Source organism: Citrobacter amalonaticus, assembly GCF_018323885.1.
GTDB classification, from domain to species: Bacteria; Pseudomonadota; Gammaproteobacteria; order Enterobacterales; family Enterobacteriaceae; genus Citrobacter_A; species Citrobacter_A amalonaticus.
The window spans coordinates 4,683,509-4,700,419 of the sequence record NZ_AP024585.1; the positions used below are offsets into that span (position 1 = coordinate 4,683,509).

Sequence of the window (16,911 nt, forward strand, 5' to 3'; positions counted from 1 at the left end):
TGTCATGGAAAACCTGAATATGGATCTGCTGTACATGGCTGCCGCTGTGATGATGGGTCTGGCGGCAATCGGTGCTGCGATCGGTATCGGCATCCTCGGGGGTAAATTCCTGGAAGGCGCAGCGCGTCAACCTGATCTGATTCCTCTGCTGCGTACTCAGTTCTTTATCGTTATGGGTCTGGTGGATGCTATCCCGATGATCGCTGTAGGTCTGGGTCTGTACGTGATGTTCGCTGTCGCGTAGTAAGCGTTGCTTGAATTAAGAGCAATATCAGAACGTTAACTAGATAGAGGCATTGTGCTGTGAATCTTAACGCAACAATCCTCGGCCAGGCCATCGCGTTTGTCCTGTTTGTTCTGTTCTGCATGAAGTATGTATGGCCGCCGTTAATGGCTGCCATCGAGAAGCGTCAAAAAGAAATTGCTGACGGTCTTGCTTCTGCTGAACGCGCACACAAGGATCTTGACCTTGCAAAGGCCAGCGCGACCGACCAGCTGAAAAAAGCGAAGGCGGAAGCTCAGGTAATCATCGAGCAGGCGAACAAACGTCGCGCTCAGATCCTGGACGAAGCCAAAACGGAAGCAGAACAGGAACGTACTAAAATCGTGGCCCAGGCGCAGGCGGAAATTGATGCCGAGCGTAAACGTGCCCGTGAAGAGCTGCGTAAGCAAGTTGCTATCCTGGCTGTTGCTGGCGCCGAGAAGATCATCGAACGTTCCGTGGATGAAGCTGCTAACAGCGACATCGTGGATAAACTTGTCGCTGAACTGTAAGGAGGGAGGGGCTGATGTCTGAATTTGTTACGGTAGCTCGCCCCTACGCCAAAGCAGCTTTTGACTTTGCCGTCGAACACCAAAGTGTAGAGCGCTGGCAGGACATGCTGGCGTTTGCCGCCGAGGTGACTAAGAACGAACAAATGGCAGAGCTTCTCTCTGGCGCACTGGCGCCGGAAACGCTCGCCGGGTCGTTTATCGCAGTTTGCGGTGAGCAACTGGACGAAAACGGTCAGAACCTGATTAAGGTGATGGCTGAGAATAACCGTCTGAACGCGCTCCCGGATGTTCTTGAGCAGTTTATTCACCTGCGTGCCGCGAGTGAGTCTATCTCTGAGGTAGAAGTCACTTCCGCGAACGAACTGAGTGAAGAACAGCTTGCGAAGATTAGCGCTGCGATGGAAAAACGTCTGTCACGCAAAGTAAAGCTGAATTGCAAAATCGATAAGTCTGTAATGGCGGGCGTAATCATCCGTGCGGGTGATATGGTCATTGATGGCAGCGTACGCGGCCGTCTTGAACGTCTTGCAGACGTCTTGCAGTCTTAAGGGGACTGGAGCATGCAACTGAATTCCACCGAAATCAGCGAACTGATCAAGCAGCGCATTGCTCAGTTCAATGTTGTGAGTGAAGCTCACAACGAAGGTACTATTGTTTCTGTAAGTGACGGTGTTATCCGCATTCACGGCCTGGCCGATTGTATGCAGGGTGAGATGATTTCCCTGCCGGGTAACCGTTACGCTATCGCACTGAACCTGGAGCGCGACTCCGTGGGTGCAGTGGTGATGGGTCCATACGCTGACCTCGCCGAAGGTATGAAGGTTAAGTGTACGGGTCGTATTCTGGAAGTTCCGGTTGGCCGTGGCCTGCTGGGCCGTGTGGTTAACACACTGGGTTCTCCGATTGACGGTAAAGGTCCAGTTGATAACGATGGCTTCTCGCCAATCGAAGTTATCGCACCAGGCGTAATTGAACGTCAGTCCGTCGATCAGCCGGTGCAGACTGGTTATAAATCCGTTGATGCCATGATCCCAATCGGTCGTGGTCAGCGTGAATTGATCATCGGTGACCGTCAGACCGGTAAAACCGCGATGGCAATCGATGCCATCATCAACCAGCGTGATTCCGGCATTAAATGTGTGTACGTGGCTATCGGCCAGAAAGCGTCCACCATTTCTAACGTGGTTCGTAAACTGGAAGAACACGGCGCCCTGTCTAACACCATCGTTGTGGTAGCGACCGCGTCTGAATCTGCCGCACTGCAATACCTGGCGCCGTATGCCGGTTGCGCAATGGGCGAATACTTCCGTGATCGCGGTGAAGATGCGCTGATCGTTTATGATGACCTGTCTAAACAGGCTGTTGCTTACCGTCAGGTTTCCCTGCTGCTCCGTCGTCCGCCAGGACGTGAAGCATTCCCGGGCGACGTGTTCTACCTCCACTCCCGTCTGCTGGAGCGCGCATCCCGCGTTAACGCGGAATACGTTGAGAACTTCACCAAGGGTGAAGTGAAAGGTAAAACCGGCTCCCTGACCGCTCTGCCGATTATCGAAACCCAGGCGGGTGACGTTTCTGCGTTCGTTCCGACCAACGTAATTTCTATTACCGATGGTCAGATCTTCCTGGAAACTAACCTGTTCAACTCCGGTATTCGTCCGGCGGTTAACCCGGGTATCTCTGTATCTCGTGTAGGTGGTGCTGCTCAGACCAAGATTATCAAGAAACTGTCCGGTGGTATCCGTACCGCGCTGGCACAGTACCGTGAACTGGCAGCGTTCTCTCAGTTCGCATCCGATCTGGACGAAGCAACCCGTAAACAGCTGAGCCACGGTCAGAAAGTGACCGAGCTGCTGAAGCAGAAACAGTATGCCCCTATGTCTGTAGCACAACAGGGTGTGGTTCTGTTCGCGGCTGAACGCGGTTACCTCGAAGATGTGGAACTGGCGAAAATCGGTAGCTTCGAAGCCGCTCTGCTGGCTTATGTCGACCGTGACCATGCTCCGCTGATGCAAGAAATCAACCAGACTGGTAACTATAACGACGAAATCGAAGGCAAGCTGAAAGCTATCCTCGATTCCTTCAAAGCAACCCAGTCCTGGTAACGTCTGGCGGCTTGTCTTAGGACAGGCCGCAAGGCATTGAGGAGAAGCTCATGGCCGGCGCAAAAGAGATACGTAGTAAGATCGCAAGCGTCCAGAACACGCAGAAGATCACTAAAGCGATGGAGATGGTCGCCGCTTCCAAAATGCGTAAATCGCAGGATCGCATGGCGGCCAGCCGTCCTTATGCAGAGACCATGCGCAAAGTGATTGGTCACCTTGCGAATGGTAATCTGGAATATAAGCACCCGTACCTGGAAGAACGCGACGTTAAACGCGTGGGCTACCTGGTGGTGTCGACTGACCGTGGTCTGTGCGGTGGCTTGAACATTAACCTGTTCAAAAAGCTGCTGGCGGATATGAAAACATGGTCCGATAAAGGCGTTCAGTGCGACATCGCAATGATCGGCTCTAAGGGCGTGTCTTTCTTTAATTCCGTTGGCGGTAATGTGGTTGCGCAGGTAACCGGTATGGGGGATAACCCTTCCCTGTCCGAACTGATCGGTCCGGTTAAAGTGATGCTGCAGGCTTACGATGAAGGTCGTCTGGACAGACTGTACGTTGTCAGTAACAAATTTATCAACACCATGTCTCAGGTTCCGACGCTGACTCAACTGCTGCCATTACCGGCATCAGAAGATGAAGAGTTAAAACAAAAAGCCTGGGATTACCTGTATGAACCTGATCCGAAACCGCTGCTGGATACCCTGCTGCGTCGTTACGTTGAATCTCAGGTTTATCAGGGCGTGGTAGAAAACCTGGCCAGCGAGCAGGCCGCACGTATGGTGGCGATGAAAGCCGCGACCGACAATGGCGGCAGCCTGATTAAAGAGCTGCAGTTGGTATACAACAAAGCTCGTCAGGCCAGCATTACTCAGGAACTCACCGAAATCGTCGGTGGTGCATCCGCGGTATAACCAGGTTAATTCGTAGAGGATTCAAGATGGCTACTGGAAAAATTGTCCAGGTAATCGGCGCCGTGGTTGACGTCGAATTCCCTCAGGATGCCGTACCGCGCGTGTACGATGCTCTTGAGGTTATGAATGGTAAAGAGAGTCTGGTGCTGGAAGTTCAGCAGCAGCTCGGCGGCGGTATCGTACGTACCATCGCAATGGGTTCTTCCGACGGTCTGCGTCGTGGTCTGGAAGTCAAAGACCTCGAGCACCCGATCGAAGTCCCGGTAGGTAAAGCAACCCTGGGTCGTATCATGAACGTCCTGGGTCACCCGATCGACATGAAAGGCGATATCGGTGAAGAAGAGCGTTGGGCTATCCACCGCGCAGCACCGTCCTATGAAGAGCTGTCCAGCTCTCAGGAACTGCTGGAAACCGGTATCAAAGTTATCGACCTGATGTGTCCGTTCGCGAAGGGCGGTAAAGTGGGTCTGTTCGGTGGTGCGGGTGTAGGTAAAACCGTAAACATGATGGAGCTTATCCGTAACATCGCGATCGAGCACTCCGGTTACTCCGTGTTTGCGGGCGTAGGTGAACGTACTCGTGAGGGTAACGACTTCTACCACGAAATGACCGACTCCAACGTTCTGGATAAAGTATCCCTGGTATATGGCCAGATGAACGAGCCGCCGGGAAACCGTCTGCGCGTTGCACTGACCGGTCTGACCATGGCAGAGAAATTCCGTGACGAAGGTCGTGACGTACTGCTGTTCGTCGATAACATCTATCGTTACACCCTGGCCGGTACGGAAGTTTCCGCACTGCTGGGTCGTATGCCATCAGCGGTAGGTTACCAGCCGACCCTGGCGGAAGAGATGGGTGTTCTGCAGGAACGTATCACTTCTACCAAAACCGGTTCTATCACTTCCGTTCAGGCGGTATACGTACCTGCGGATGACTTGACTGACCCGTCGCCAGCCACCACCTTTGCTCACTTAGATGCAACCGTGGTACTGAGCCGTCAGATCGCGTCTCTGGGTATCTACCCAGCCGTTGACCCGCTGGATTCTACCAGCCGTCAGCTGGATCCTCTGGTGGTTGGTCAGGAACACTACGACACCGCGCGTGGCGTACAGTCCCTGCTGCAGCGTTACCAGGAACTGAAAGACATCATCGCCATCCTGGGTATGGATGAACTGTCTGAAGAAGACAAACTGGTGGTAGCACGTGCGCGTAAGATCCAGCGCTTCCTGTCCCAGCCGTTCTTCGTTGCGGAAGTATTCACCGGTTCTCCGGGTAAATACGTTTCCCTGAAAGACACCATCCGTGGCTTTAAAGGCATCATGGAAGGCGAGTATGACCACCTGCCAGAGCAGGCGTTCTACATGGTTGGTTCTATCGACGAAGCCGTAGAAAAAGCCAAAAAACTTTAACGCCTTAATCGGAGGGTGATATGGCAATGACTTACCACCTGGACGTCGTCAGCGCAGAGCAACAAATGTTCTCTGGTCTGGTCGAGAAAATCCAGGTAACGGGTAGTGAAGGTGAACTGGGTATTTTCCCAGGGCACGCCCCACTGCTCACCGCCATTAAGCCTGGTATGATCCGCATCGTTAAACAGTTCGGTCATGAAGAGTTTATCTATCTGTCTGGCGGCATTCTTGAAGTGCAACCTGGCAGCGTGACCGTACTGGCTGATACCGCGATTCGCGGGCAGGATCTCGATGAAGCGAGAGCCCTGGAAGCGAAACGTAAGGCTGAAGAGCACATTAAGAGCTCTCATGGTGACGTGGATTACGCTCAGGCATCTGCGGAACTGGCCAAAGCGATCGCGAAACTGCGCGTTATCGAGTTGACCAAAAAAGCGATGTAACACCGGGTTGAAAAAATGAAAACCAGTCTGATTTCAGGCTGGTTTTTTTTTGCCTGTCATTAATGTGCTGTTTGCCTCATCTTACTTTATGGATCAAAAAAAGAGTAAAAACATTAGCCTGGCGCGTTAATCGCGATATCAGGTGACATTTCAGAAGACAAAAGTCGCAGTAATGGACGAAAATGTCTCTATCTTCGTTGGGGAAAATTCGCGATTGTGCGTTTTATCCTCTGCCCATTTCACGACGAAAAAAATGTAGTATTTTCAACGTGAAACGGTATAAATTCGTTCTCAAATTACAGTCAGGGCGCGTATGTTGAATAAAGCGATGAGCGTAGTGATCCTTGCCGCAGGCAAAGGTACACGCATGTATTCCGATCTTCCAAAAGTGCTGCACACCCTTGCCGGGAAATCGATGGTTCAGCATGTCATTGATGTAGCAAATGAATTGGGCTCTTCTCAGGTTCATCTGGTCTACGGACACGGCGGCGATCTGCTTAAAGAAAGCCTGAAAGAAGACAACCTTAACTGGGTGTTACAGGCGGAGCAGCTGGGCACCGGCCATGCGATGCAGCAGGCAGCGCCGTTCTTTGGCGATGATGAAGACATTTTAATGCTCTACGGTGATGTCCCGCTGATCTCCGTTGAAACCCTGACTCGCCTGCGTGAAGCTAAACCCCAGGGCGGCATCGGTTTGTTGACCGTCGTGCTGGACGACCCGAGCGGCTATGGTCGCATCACCCGTGAAAACGGCAAAGTGACCGGCATCGTTGAGCATAAAGATGCCAGCAAGGAACAGCGCAGGATTCAGGAGATCAACACCGGGATCCTGATTGCCAATGGCGCGGACATGAAACGCTGGCTGTCTAAACTGACCAATAACAACGCGCAGGGTGAATACTACATCACCGACATCATTGCGATGGCCTACCAGGAAGGGCGTGAGATTGCGGCGGTACATCCGGCGCGTATTAGCGAAACTGAAGGGGTAAATAACCGTCTTCAGCTCTCCCGCCTGGAGCGTGTTTACCAGTCCGAGCAGGCAGAAAAACTGCTGCTGGCGGGCGTGATGCTGCGCGATCCGGCGCGTTTTGACCTGCGCGGTACGCTCGTTCACGGGCGAGATGTTGAAATTGATACTAACGTTATCATCGAAGGCCACGTCACGTTGGGCCATCGCGTGAAGATTGGCGCGGGCTGCGTCATTAAAAACAGCGTTATTGGTGATGACTGTGAAATCAGCCCGTACAGCGTAGTGCAAGATGCCCATCTGGACGCGGCCTGCACCATTGGACCCTTTGCTCGTCTGCGCCCTGGTGCGCAACTGATGGAAGGTGCTCACGTCGGTAACTTCGTCGAGATGAAGAAAGCGCGTCTCGGCAAAGGCTCAAAAGCCGGTCACCTGACCTATCTGGGCGATGCGGAAATTGGCGACAACGTGAACATTGGCGCAGGCACCATTACCTGCAACTACGACGGCGCGAACAAGTTTAAAACCATTATTGGCGACGATGTGTTTGTCGGATCCGATACTCAGCTGGTGGCGCCGGTGACCGTAGGCCATGGGGCAACCATCGCTGCCGGGACCACCGTCACCCGTAACGTGGCTGATAATGAGTTGGTCATCAGCCGTGTTCCGCAGGTGAATAAGCAGGGCTGGAAACGCCCGGTGAAGAAAAAGTAGATATTTTTGCCGGATGGCGCTTTCGCTTATCCGGCCTACGTTCAGTGATGTTTTGTTGGCCGGATAAGGCGTTGCCTGCATCAGGCCAACCCGGATGAGGAAATAAAAATATATTTCCCCCCAGCAGTACCTATAAAAATAACCCCACTCTCTACAAGGCTCGGGGCGCCCGAAAATACGGGCATACAGGTCGAAAGACAACGACAGGCATAATGCCTTGATTCGGAATAAAAAACTATGTGTGGAATTGTTGGCGCTATCGCGCAACGTGATGTAGCTGAAATCCTTCTCGAAGGTTTACGTCGTCTGGAATACCGTGGTTACGACTCTGCGGGTCTGGCCGTGGTAGATGCACAAGGTCATATGACCCGTCTGCGTCGTCTGGGTAAAGTACAGATGCTGTCTCAGGCTGCGGAAGAACATCCGCTGCATGGCGGTACTGGTATTGCTCACACCCGTTGGGCTACGCATGGCGAACCTTCAGAAGCAAACGCGCATCCGCATGTTTCTGAACACATTGTGGTGGTGCATAACGGCATCATCGAAAACCATGAACCACTGCGTGAAGAACTTAAAGCGCGTGGCTATACCTTCGTTTCAGAAACCGACACCGAAGTAATTGCTCACTTAGTGCACTGGGAGCTGAAACAGGGCGGTACGCTGCGTGATGCTGTGCTGCGTACCATCCCGCAACTGCGCGGCGCGTACGGTACGGTAATCATGGATACCCGTCATCCAGATACGTTGCTGGCTGCACGTTCAGGTAGCCCGCTGGTTATCGGTCTGGGAATGGGCGAAAACTTTATCGCTTCCGATCAGTTGGCGCTGCTGCCGGTGACCCGTCGCTTTATCTTCCTGGAAGAAGGCGATATTGCGGAAGTGACTCGCCGTTCCGTCGCGATTTTTGATAAAACTGGCGCGGACGTGAAGCGTCAGGATATCGAATCTAATCTGCAATATGACGCGGGAGATAAAGGTATCTATCGCCACTACATGCAGAAAGAGATTTACGAACAGCCGAATGCGATTAAAAACACTCTGACCGGGCGCATCAGCCACGGCGAAGTGGATTTAAGCGAACTCGGGCCAAAAGCTAACGAGCTGTTGTCTCAGGTTGAGCATATCCAGATCATCGCGTGTGGCACGTCTTACAACTCCGGGATGGTTTCTCGCTACTGGTTTGAATCTTTGGCCGGTATTCCGTGCGACGTCGAAATCGCTTCTGAATTCCGCTACCGCAAATCAGCAGTACGCCGTAATAGCCTGATGATCACGCTGTCTCAGTCGGGTGAAACGGCGGATACGCTGGCAGGCCTGCGTTTGTCGAAAGAACTGGGCTATCTGGGTTCACTCGCCATCTGTAACGTTCCGGGGTCTTCTCTGGTACGTGAATCGGATCTGGCGATGATGACCAATGCCGGCACGGAAATCGGCGTGGCGTCGACGAAAGCCTTTACCACTCAGTTAACCGTTCTGCTGATGCTGGTGGCGAAACTGGCGCGTCTGAAAGGTCTGGATGCGTCCATTGAGCATGACATTGTTCATGGCCTGCAGGCGCTGCCGAGCCGTATCGAGCAAATGCTCTCTCAGGACAAACGCATTGAAGCGTTGGCTGAAGATTTCTCTGACAAACACCATGCCCTGTTCCTGGGCCGTGGCGATCAGTATCCGATCGCTCTCGAAGGCGCGTTGAAGCTGAAAGAGATCTCCTATATACACGCAGAAGCCTATGCGGCAGGTGAGCTGAAACACGGCCCGCTGGCGCTGATTGATGCCGATATGCCGGTTATCGTTGTTGCACCAAACAACGAACTGCTGGAAAAACTGAAGTCCAACATTGAAGAAGTGCGCGCCCGTGGCGGTCAGCTGTATGTCTTCGCTGATCAGGACGCCGGTTTTGCCAGCAGCGACAATATGCACATCATTGAGATGCCGCATGTGGAAGAGGTGATTGCACCGATCTTCTATACCGTGCCGCTGCAACTGCTGGCTTATCACGTGGCGCTGATTAAAGGTACCGACGTGGATCAGCCGCGTAACCTGGCAAAATCAGTTACCGTCGAGTAAAACACTCATGCCCTGCGAAAGCGGGGCTTTTTTTTCATTCCTGTGCTGTTTTTAATCAATTTCCCCGACGTTTTACTGTGACAAATCGTCATCTTCAGCTACTTTTTTCAGTGTCACAAAAAGAAAATTTTCCTGAAAATCTATTGTCATATTTTCAGTTAACTTAATGATAAACAGGAAAAAAATCATTCTGATTTAACGGAAATTTTCATTGTCATAAAACTGTCATATTTCGTACATTTAACTGTCACCTGTTTGTCCTATTTTGCTCATCGTAGCCACTTAACAATGATTTACGAAAATCTTGCAGGAGACATTATGAAAGTTATGCGTACCACTGTCGCAACTGTTGTCGCCGCGACCTTATCTATGAGCGCTTTCTCTGCATTAGCAGCAGCAAGTCTGACAGGCGCAGGTGCAACTTTTCCTGCGCCGGTGTATGCCAAATGGGCTGATACTTATCAGAAAGAGACCGGTAGTAAAGTTAACTACCAGGGTATCGGCTCCTCCGGTGGTGTTAAACAAATTACAGCGAATACTGTTGATTTCGGTGCCTCTGATGCGCCGCTGTCTGACGAAAAACTGAATCAGGAAGGCCTGTTCCAGTTCCCGACCGTGATTGGCGGCGTGGTACTGGCGGTGAACATCCCAGGTCTGAAGTCTGGCGAACTGGTGCTGGATGGTAAAACGCTGGGTGACATCTACCTGGGTAAAATCAAGAAGTGGGATGATGAAGCCATCACCAAACTGAACCCAGGCGTGAAACTGCCTTCTCAGAACATCGCCGTTGTGCGTCGTGCCGATGGTTCTGGTACCTCCTTCGTCTTCACCAGCTATCTGGCGAAAGTGAACGAAGAGTGGAAAACCAAAGTGGGCGCTGGCTCTACCGTTAACTGGCCAACCGGTCTGGGCGGTAAGGGTAACGACGGTATCGCCGCGTTCGTACAGCGTCTGCCAGGTTCCATCGGCTACGTTGAATACGCTTACGCTAAGCAGAACAACCTGGCATACACCAAGCTGGTTTCTGCTGACGGTAAACCGGTTAGTCCGACTGAAGAGAACTTCGCTAACGCCGCGAAAGGCGCTGACTGGAGTAAATCCTTCGCACAGGATCTGACGAACCAGAAAGGTGATGATGCGTGGCCGATTACCTCCACCACCTTTATTCTGATTCATAAAGAGCAGAAGAAACCTGAGCAGGGCGCTGAAGTGCTGAAATTCTTCGACTGGGCATACAAAAATGGCGGCAAACAGGCTAATGACCTGGATTACGCCAGCCTGCCGGACAGCGTGGTAGAGCAGATCCGTGCAGCATGGAAGACCAATGTGAAAGACAGCAGCGGTAAAGCGCTGTACTAAATACCCGTCATACTTCGAGCCGCAGCTGTGTTGGCTGCGTTTGTTCACCCCAGTCACATAGTGAATCTATGTGACTGGGGATTCACAAGCTTGCCGCCTTGCTGCAACTCGAATTATTTAGGGTATGGCATTACGTTAGCCAGGAAGCGCGATAAAATGCGCGCTTCCTGGCCCAAACTTAAAGAGTGATTTATGGCTGCAACCAAGCCTGCTTTTAACCCACCGGGTAAAAAGGGTGACAAAATCTTCAGCGCGCTGGTAAAACTGGCTGCGCTGATTGTGCTATTGATGTTGGGTGGCATTATTGTCTCTCTGATCATCTCCTCCTGGCCCAGCATTGAGAAATTTGGTTTCTCTTTCCTGTGGACCAAAGACTGGGACGCGCCAAACGATATCTACGGGGCGCTGGTACCGATCTACGGTACGCTGGTCACCTCTTTTATCGCACTGCTGATCGCCGTTCCGGTGAGCTTCGGCATTGCCCTGTTTCTGACCGAACTCGCGCCGGGCTGGCTGCGTCGTCCGCTGGGGATTGCGATTGAACTGCTGGCGGCGATCCCGAGTATCGTCTACGGCATGTGGGGCCTGTTTATCTTTGCTCCACTGTTTGCCACTTATTTTCAGGAACCGGTCGGTAATATCCTTTCCAACATTCCGTTTGTTGGCGCGCTGTTCTCCGGCCCGGCGTTTGGTATCGGTATTCTGGCGGCTGGCGTGATCCTCGCCATCATGATCATCCCTTACATTGCAGCTGTAATGCGTGATGTATTTGAACAGACGCCGGTGATGATGAAAGAGTCTGCCTACGGTATCGGCTGTACCACCTGGGAGGTTATCTGGCGCATCGTGTTGCCGTTCACCAAAAATGGGGTAATTGGCGGCATCATGCTGGGTCTGGGACGAGCACTGGGTGAAACGATGGCGGTGACCTTCATCATCGGCAACACCTACCAGCTTGACAGCGCATCGCTGTATATGCCGGGTAACAGCATCACCTCGGCGCTGGCGAATGAATTTGCGGAAGCGGAGTCTGGCCTGCACGTTGCAGCGTTGATGGAACTGGGTCTGATTCTGTTCGTGATTACCTTCATCGTGCTGGCAGCGTCTAAGTTTATGATTTTGCGCCTTGCGAAGAACGAGGGGGCACGCTAATGGCTACGCTTGAAATGCAAACCAGCGCGGAACTGGCGGAATCCCGCCGCAAAATGCAGGCTAAGCGCCGGATGAAAAACCGCATCGCCCTTACGCTTTCTATGGCGACGATGGCGTTTGGTCTGTTCTGGCTCGTCTGGATCCTGATGTCCACCATTTCCCGTGGTATCGACGGGATGTCGCTGGCGCTGTTCACCGAAATGACGCCGCCGCCGAACACGGCGGGTGGCGGTCTGGCGAACGCCCTGGCGGGCAGTGGTCTGTTGATCCTCTGGGCAACCGTGTTTGGTACGCCGCTGGGCATCATGGCCGGGATTTATCTGGCGGAATATGGTCGCAAATCCTGGCTGGCGGAAGTGATTCGCTTCATTAATGACATTCTGCTTTCCGCCCCGTCTATTGTGGTTGGTCTGTTCGTGTACACCATTGTGGTGGCGCAGATGGAGCACTTCTCCGGTTGGGCGGGCGTGATTGCGCTGGCGCTGCTGCAGGTGCCTATCGTGATTCGAACCACCGAAAACATGTTGAAGTTGGTGCCGGACAGTCTGCGTGAAGCGGCTTATGCACTGGGGACGCCGAAGTGGAAAATGATCTCCGCGATTACGCTGAAAGCGTCTGTCTCCGGGATCATGACCGGTATCCTGCTGGCGATTGCGCGTATCGCAGGTGAAACCGCTCCGCTGCTGTTTACCGCGCTCTCCAATCAGTTCTGGAGTACCGACATGATGCAGCCGATCGCCAACCTGCCGGTCACCATCTTTAAATTTGCGATGAGCCCGTTTGCGGAATGGCAGCAACTGGCGTGGGCCGGGGTGCTGATTATCACGCTGTGCGTATTGCTGCTGAACATTCTGGCGCGCGTAATTTTCGCCAAGAGTAAACACGGTTAACACGTTGCCGGATGGCGGCGTGCGGCCTACGGTTGAACCTATTTGTTGTAGGCCTGATAAGCGAAGCGCCATCAGGCATGATAAGGAAAAGAGTAAAATGAGTATGGTTGATACTGCTCCGGGTAAGATTCAGGTTCGTGATTTGAACTTCTACTACGGCAAATTCCATGCCCTGAAGAACATCAACCTGGATATTGCAAAGAACCAGGTAACGGCATTCATCGGGCCTTCTGGCTGCGGTAAATCGACGCTGTTGCGTACGTTCAACAAGATGTTTGAACTCTACCCGGAACAGCGTGCGGAAGGTGAAATTCTGCTCGATGGTGACAATATTCTCACCAATACCCAGGATATCGCCCTGCTGCGTGCCAAAGTCGGGATGGTGTTCCAGAAGCCGACGCCGTTCCCGATGTCTATCTACGACAACATCGCCTTTGGCGTGCGTCTGTTTGAGAAGCTGTCCCGGGCGGATATGGACGAGCGTGTGCAGTGGGCGTTGACCAAGGCCGCACTATGGAATGAAACCAAAGATAAATTGCACCAGAGCGGATATTCTCTCTCCGGTGGTCAGCAGCAGCGTCTGTGCATCGCGCGAGGTATCGCCATTCGCCCGGAAGTCTTGCTGTTGGATGAGCCGTGCTCAGCACTGGATCCGATCTCAACCGGTCGTATCGAAGAGCTGATTACCGAGCTGAAACAGGATTACACCGTGGTGATCGTGACCCACAACATGCAGCAGGCTGCGCGTTGTTCCGATCATACGGCGTTTATGTACCTGGGCGAGTTGATTGAGTTCAGCAACACGGACGACCTGTTCACCAAGCCCGCGAAGAAACAAACCGAAGATTACATTACTGGCCGCTACGGTTGATATGCCCGGGCATCTGGAGAAATGATGGACAATTTAAACCTTAATAAACACATTTCCGGTCAGTTCAACGCCGAACTGGAAAGCATCCGCACTCAGGTAATGACGATGGGCGGCATGGTCGAGCAGCAGCTTTCTGATGCCATCACCGCGATGCACAATCAGGACAGCGAGCTGGCGAAACGCGTTGTTGATGGCGATAAGCACGTCAATATGATGGAAGTGGCGATTGATGAAGCCTGTGTTCGCATCATCGCCAAGCGCCAGCCGACGGCGAGCGATCTGCGTCTGGTGATGGCGATCATCAAAACCATCGCCGAACTGGAACGTATTGGCGACGTGGCGGATAAAATCTGTCGTACCGCGCTGGAGAAGTTCTCCCAGCAACATCAGCCGCTGCTGGTGAGCCTGGAGTCACTGGGGCGTCACACCATACAGATGCTGCACGACGTGTTGGATGCGTTTGCGCGGATGGATCTGGATGAAGCAGTGCGTATCTACCGTGAAGACAAGAAAGTGGACCAGGAATACGAAGGGATCGTGCGTCAGCTGATGACCTACATGATGGAAGATTCCCGCACCATTCCCAGCGTGTTAACCGCGTTGTTCTGCGCGCGCTCTATCGAGCGTATCGGCGACCGCTGCCAGAATATCTGCGAATACATCTTCTACTTCGTGAAGGGCCAGGATTTCCGTCACGTGGGCGGCGATGAGCTGGATAAGTTGCTGGCGGGTAAAGATCCAAAAGAGTGATAAAACGTAGAAAATAAGCCGGATAAGCGTTAGCGCCATCCGGCAATTGCCCGGTGGCGCAAGCTTACCGGGCCTACAAAAATTACCGGGTAATATTCCAGCCGCGTGCTTTCCACAACGCCGGCAACTGTGCCAAATCGGTAAAAGTCGTCACTTTGGGATGTTCGATAGGCTTGTTGTGCGGATCGGCACAGAAGTAGAACACTTCCATTCCCGCATCAATCCCTGACTGCGCGCCAGCGGAAGAGTCATCGACCAGAATGCAGTTCTGTGCGTTGACGTTCATCGCTTTTGCTGCGTGGAACATCAGCGCCGGATCGGGCTTCCAGCGTTGAATATCGTAGCCGCTGTACAGTTTGTCTGGGAAATGATGCAGCATGCCCAGTTTACCCAGCGAGTGTTGCATTTTGCTGACCGGACCGTTAGAGACCACGCACATCGGCACCGTCATGCTGTCCAGCAAGGTATTCGCACCAGGGATCACTTCCAGTTCCGAGTCGAACAGGCGTGCGACCTCGGCGCGGTAGACGGGTTCTAAGTCGGCTTTGGCCAACGTCACCCCATGCTCCTCGTTAATGATATCAATGATTTCGTAGAGTTTTACGCCCTTAAAGCGTTTAAAAGTTTCTTCGAGATCGAGGGTGATACCGAATTCCTGGAACATTGCGACGTACGCGCGGGAACAGATCACTTCACTGTCGACCAGCGTACCGTCACAGTCAAAAAATACCGCTTCAATTCCGGACATGCCTTTCCCTTTTCACTAGTTTAACGTTTACGTACTGCCTGATTGTGCAACGCAATCGTTGCCGTATAAGCAAATTCAATGAAAAAAACCTCACACAATCACCCCCTATTGTCGCATTTTGGTATAGGATAGCGACGAATTTTCCCTCCTTGTTTGGAAATTGATAATGAGTCAACAACACACAACCCAGACGTCTGGTCAGGGGATGCTGGAACGCGTGTTCAAACTGCGCGAACATGGCACAACGGCACGAACCGAAGTGATCGCCGGTTTTACCACCTTCCTGACGATGGTTTACATCGTTTTTGTTAACCCGCAAATTCTGGGCGTTGCTGGCATGGACACCAGCGCCGTCTTCGTGACCACCTGTCTGATTGCCGCGTTCGGCAGCATTCTGATGGGGCTGTTCGCTAACCTGCCGGTGGCACTGGCGCCCGCGATGGGGCTGAATGCGTTCTTTGCCTTCGTTGTGGTTGGCGCGATGGGCCTGTCGTGGCAGGTCGGTATGGGGGCTATTTTCTGGGGTGCCGTCGGTCTGCTGCTGCTGACTATTTTCCGCGTGCGTTACTGGATGATTGCCAATATCCCGGTCAGTCTGCGCGTGGGGATCACCAGCGGTATCGGTCTATTCATCGGCATGATGGGGCTTAAAAACGCGGGTGTCATCGTTGCGAATCCGGAAACGCTGGTCAGCATTGGTAATCTGACCTCCCATAGCGTCCTGCTGGGCGTGCTCGGTTTCTTTATCATCGCTATCCTGGCGTCACGTAATATTCACGCCGCCGTGCTGGTATCCATCATCGTCACTACGCTGTTGGGCTGGATGCTGGGTGATGTGCACTATAACGGCATTGTCTCTGCGCCGCCGAGCGTCTCGTCGGTGATTGGGCATGTCGATCTGGCGGGGTCGTTTAACATTGGTCTGGCTGGGGTGATTTTCTCCTTCATGCTGGTTAACCTGTTTGACTCCTCCGGCACATTGATCGGCGTAACTGATAAAGCCGGTCTGGCGGATGAAAAAGGGAAATTTCCGCGCATGAAGCAGGCGCTGTTTGTCGATAGCGTCTCCTCTGTGACCGGGGCATTTATCGGTACGTCTTCCGTCACTGCTTATATCGAGTCCTCTTCCGGCGTTTCTGTTGGGGGGCGTACTGGCCTGACCGCGGTGGTGGTTGGTCTGCTGTTCCTGCTGGTGATCTTCCTGTCACCGCTGGCGGGGATGGTGCCGGGCTATGCGGCTGCAGGCGCGCTGATTTACGTCGGTGTGTTAATGACGTCCAGTCTGGCGCGCGTGAAGTGGGACGATCTCACTGAATCTGTACCGGCGTTTATCACTGCCGTGATGATGCCGTTCAGCTTCTCCATTACCGAAGGGATCGCGCTGGGCTTTATCTCTTACTGTGTGATGAAAATCGGTACCGGTCGTCTGCGTGAGCTGAGCCCGTGCGTGGTCGTTGTGGCGCTGCTGTTTGTGCTGAAGATTGTGTTTATCGACGCGCACTAATGTAGAACATGCTTCAGCTTTGTTATCAAGGCTGAAGCATTTCCTGTCTGATAGTCTTTTATTCCTGTCCCAAAATATCAAGCTTGAAAATTATCTCTCTGCGAATAAATAACCTCTGTAATTTATGACCATGTTTTAGCGAGTTGTGGTTTCTTCTGGTGAATTATCTGTTAACAGATTGAAATGTTTTTACTTTGGTTTTTTTGAAATATCAAAAATAGCCATAGTAAATGCAGGGGGTATTTCA

Annotated in this window: 16 protein-coding genes; 15 read left to right on the forward strand and 1 reads right to left on the reverse strand. The window is 52.6% G+C overall.

Annotation, left to right across the window (positions count from 1 at the left end; genetic code table 11):
- Positions 1-4 precede the first annotated feature (4 nt).
- The 14 genes from atpE to phoU all read left to right on the forward strand — a co-directional run bounded on the left by atpE (position 5) and on the right by phoU (position 14,412).
- Complete coding sequence (atpE, locus tag KI228_RS22110; RefSeq protein WP_000429386.1) at positions 5-244, forward strand: F0F1 ATP synthase subunit C; 240 nt, start codon at positions 5-7, stop codon at positions 242-244.
- Positions 245-303: 59 nt separating this feature from the next.
- Positions 304-774, forward strand: a complete 471-nt coding sequence (gene atpF / locus KI228_RS22115) for a F0F1 ATP synthase subunit B (protein WP_003827022.1) — start codon at positions 304-306, stop codon at positions 772-774.
- Positions 775-788: 14 nt separating this feature from the next.
- The gene (gene atpH, locus KI228_RS22120; protein WP_042998754.1) at positions 789-1,322 is read left to right on the forward strand and encodes a F0F1 ATP synthase subunit delta; all 534 of its coding nucleotides are present in this window, start codon (positions 789-791) and stop codon (positions 1,320-1,322) included.
- 12 nt (positions 1,323-1,334) lie between these two features.
- Positions 1,335-2,876, forward strand: coding sequence for a F0F1 ATP synthase subunit alpha (atpA, locus tag KI228_RS22125; RefSeq protein ID WP_042998753.1), 1,542 nt, complete (start codon positions 1,335-1,337; stop codon positions 2,874-2,876).
- A 50-nt stretch (positions 2,877-2,926) separates the two neighbouring features.
- A complete protein-coding gene (atpG, locus tag KI228_RS22130; RefSeq protein ID WP_005121458.1) occupies positions 2,927-3,790 on the forward strand; it encodes a F0F1 ATP synthase subunit gamma in 864 nt (287 codons plus the stop codon).
- A 26-nt stretch (positions 3,791-3,816) separates the two neighbouring features.
- Positions 3,817-5,199 carry a F0F1 ATP synthase subunit beta gene (atpD, locus tag KI228_RS22135; RefSeq protein WP_003023806.1) on the forward strand — a complete coding sequence of 461 codons (1,383 nt, stop codon included), beginning with the start codon at positions 3,817-3,819 and terminating at the stop codon, positions 5,197-5,199.
- Between the two features lie 20 nt (positions 5,200-5,219).
- The gene (locus KI228_RS22140; RefSeq protein ID WP_003023809.1) at positions 5,220-5,639 is read left to right on the forward strand and encodes a F0F1 ATP synthase subunit epsilon; all 420 of its coding nucleotides are present in this window, start codon (positions 5,220-5,222) and stop codon (positions 5,637-5,639) included.
- A gap of 313 nt (positions 5,640-5,952) precedes the next feature.
- Positions 5,953-7,323: a bifunctional UDP-N-acetylglucosamine diphosphorylase/glucosamine-1-phosphate N-acetyltransferase GlmU gene (gene glmU, locus KI228_RS22145; protein ID WP_061069416.1), complete on the forward strand. Its 1,371-nt coding sequence runs from the start codon at positions 5,953-5,955 to the stop codon at positions 7,321-7,323.
- Between the two features lie 237 nt (positions 7,324-7,560).
- Positions 7,561-9,390 (forward strand): glutamine--fructose-6-phosphate transaminase (isomerizing), encoded by a 1,830-nt coding sequence (gene glmS, locus KI228_RS22150; protein WP_042998750.1) that lies wholly within the window; start codon positions 7,561-7,563, stop codon positions 9,388-9,390.
- A gap of 318 nt (positions 9,391-9,708) precedes the next feature.
- Positions 9,709-10,749 (forward strand): phosphate ABC transporter substrate-binding protein PstS, encoded by a 1,041-nt coding sequence (pstS, locus tag KI228_RS22155; RefSeq protein ID WP_044268157.1) that lies wholly within the window; start codon positions 9,709-9,711, stop codon positions 10,747-10,749.
- Positions 10,750-10,941: 192 nt separating this feature from the next.
- Complete coding sequence (gene pstC / locus KI228_RS22160; RefSeq protein WP_042323550.1) at positions 10,942-11,901, forward strand: phosphate ABC transporter permease PstC; 960 nt, start codon at positions 10,942-10,944, stop codon at positions 11,899-11,901.
- Positions 11,901-12,791, forward strand: a complete 891-nt coding sequence (pstA, locus tag KI228_RS22165; RefSeq protein WP_042998748.1) for a phosphate ABC transporter permease PstA — start codon at positions 11,901-11,903, stop codon at positions 12,789-12,791. The genes pstC and pstA overlap by 1 nt, the downstream gene beginning before the upstream one ends.
- A gap of 97 nt (positions 12,792-12,888) precedes the next feature.
- On the forward strand, positions 12,889-13,662 hold the full coding sequence (gene pstB / locus KI228_RS22170; protein WP_042998747.1) for a phosphate ABC transporter ATP-binding protein PstB: 774 nt from the start codon (positions 12,889-12,891) through the stop codon (positions 13,660-13,662).
- 24 nt (positions 13,663-13,686) lie between these two features.
- A complete protein-coding gene (phoU, locus tag KI228_RS22175) occupies positions 13,687-14,412 on the forward strand; it encodes a phosphate signaling complex protein PhoU (protein WP_042998746.1) in 726 nt (241 codons plus the stop codon).
- 82 nt (positions 14,413-14,494) lie between these two features.
- On the opposite strand, the gene yieH is transcribed toward phoU, so the two are convergent.
- The gene (yieH, locus tag KI228_RS22180) at positions 14,495-15,160 is read right to left on the reverse strand and encodes a 6-phosphogluconate phosphatase (protein WP_042998745.1); all 666 of its coding nucleotides are present in this window, start codon (positions 15,158-15,160) and stop codon (positions 14,495-14,497) included.
- Positions 15,161-15,326: 166 nt separating this feature from the next.
- On the opposite strand from yieH, the gene adeP reads away from it, so the two are divergent.
- Positions 15,327-16,664, forward strand: a complete 1,338-nt coding sequence (gene adeP, locus KI228_RS22185; protein WP_042998744.1) for an adenine permease AdeP — start codon at positions 15,327-15,329, stop codon at positions 16,662-16,664.
- Positions 16,665-16,911 lie beyond the last annotated feature (247 nt).

What these genes read in the sequence shown, in the direction of transcription:
- atpE (WP_000429386.1), top strand. Translation starts at nt 5, where the DNA reads ATGGAAAACCTGAATATGGATCTGCTGTACATGGCTGCCGCTGTGATG.
- atpH (WP_042998754.1), top strand. Translation starts at nt 789, where the DNA reads ATGTCTGAATTTGTTACGGTAGCTCGCCCCTACGCCAAAGCAGCTTTT.
- atpA (WP_042998753.1), top strand. Translation starts at nt 1,335, where the DNA reads ATGCAACTGAATTCCACCGAAATCAGCGAACTGATCAAGCAGCGCATT.
- atpG (WP_005121458.1), top strand. Translation starts at nt 2,927, where the DNA reads ATGGCCGGCGCAAAAGAGATACGTAGTAAGATCGCAAGCGTCCAGAAC.
- atpD (WP_003023806.1), top strand. Translation starts at nt 3,817, where the DNA reads ATGGCTACTGGAAAAATTGTCCAGGTAATCGGCGCCGTGGTTGACGTC.
- KI228_RS22140 (WP_003023809.1), top strand. Translation starts at nt 5,220, where the DNA reads ATGGCAATGACTTACCACCTGGACGTCGTCAGCGCAGAGCAACAAATG.
- glmU (WP_061069416.1), top strand. Translation starts at nt 5,953, where the DNA reads ATGTTGAATAAAGCGATGAGCGTAGTGATCCTTGCCGCAGGCAAAGGT.
- glmS (WP_042998750.1), top strand. Translation starts at nt 7,561, where the DNA reads ATGTGTGGAATTGTTGGCGCTATCGCGCAACGTGATGTAGCTGAAATC.
- pstS (WP_044268157.1), top strand. Translation starts at nt 9,709, where the DNA reads ATGAAAGTTATGCGTACCACTGTCGCAACTGTTGTCGCCGCGACCTTA.
- pstC (WP_042323550.1), top strand. Translation starts at nt 10,942, where the DNA reads ATGGCTGCAACCAAGCCTGCTTTTAACCCACCGGGTAAAAAGGGTGAC.
- pstA (WP_042998748.1), top strand. Translation starts at nt 11,901, where the DNA reads ATGGCTACGCTTGAAATGCAAACCAGCGCGGAACTGGCGGAATCCCGC.
- pstB (WP_042998747.1), top strand. Translation starts at nt 12,889, where the DNA reads ATGAGTATGGTTGATACTGCTCCGGGTAAGATTCAGGTTCGTGATTTG.
- phoU (WP_042998746.1), top strand. Translation starts at nt 13,687, where the DNA reads ATGGACAATTTAAACCTTAATAAACACATTTCCGGTCAGTTCAACGCC.
- yieH (WP_042998745.1), bottom strand. Translation starts at nt 15,160, where the DNA reads ATGTCCGGAATTGAAGCGGTATTTTTTGACTGTGACGGTACGCTGGTC.
- adeP (WP_042998744.1), top strand. Translation starts at nt 15,327, where the DNA reads ATGAGTCAACAACACACAACCCAGACGTCTGGTCAGGGGATGCTGGAA.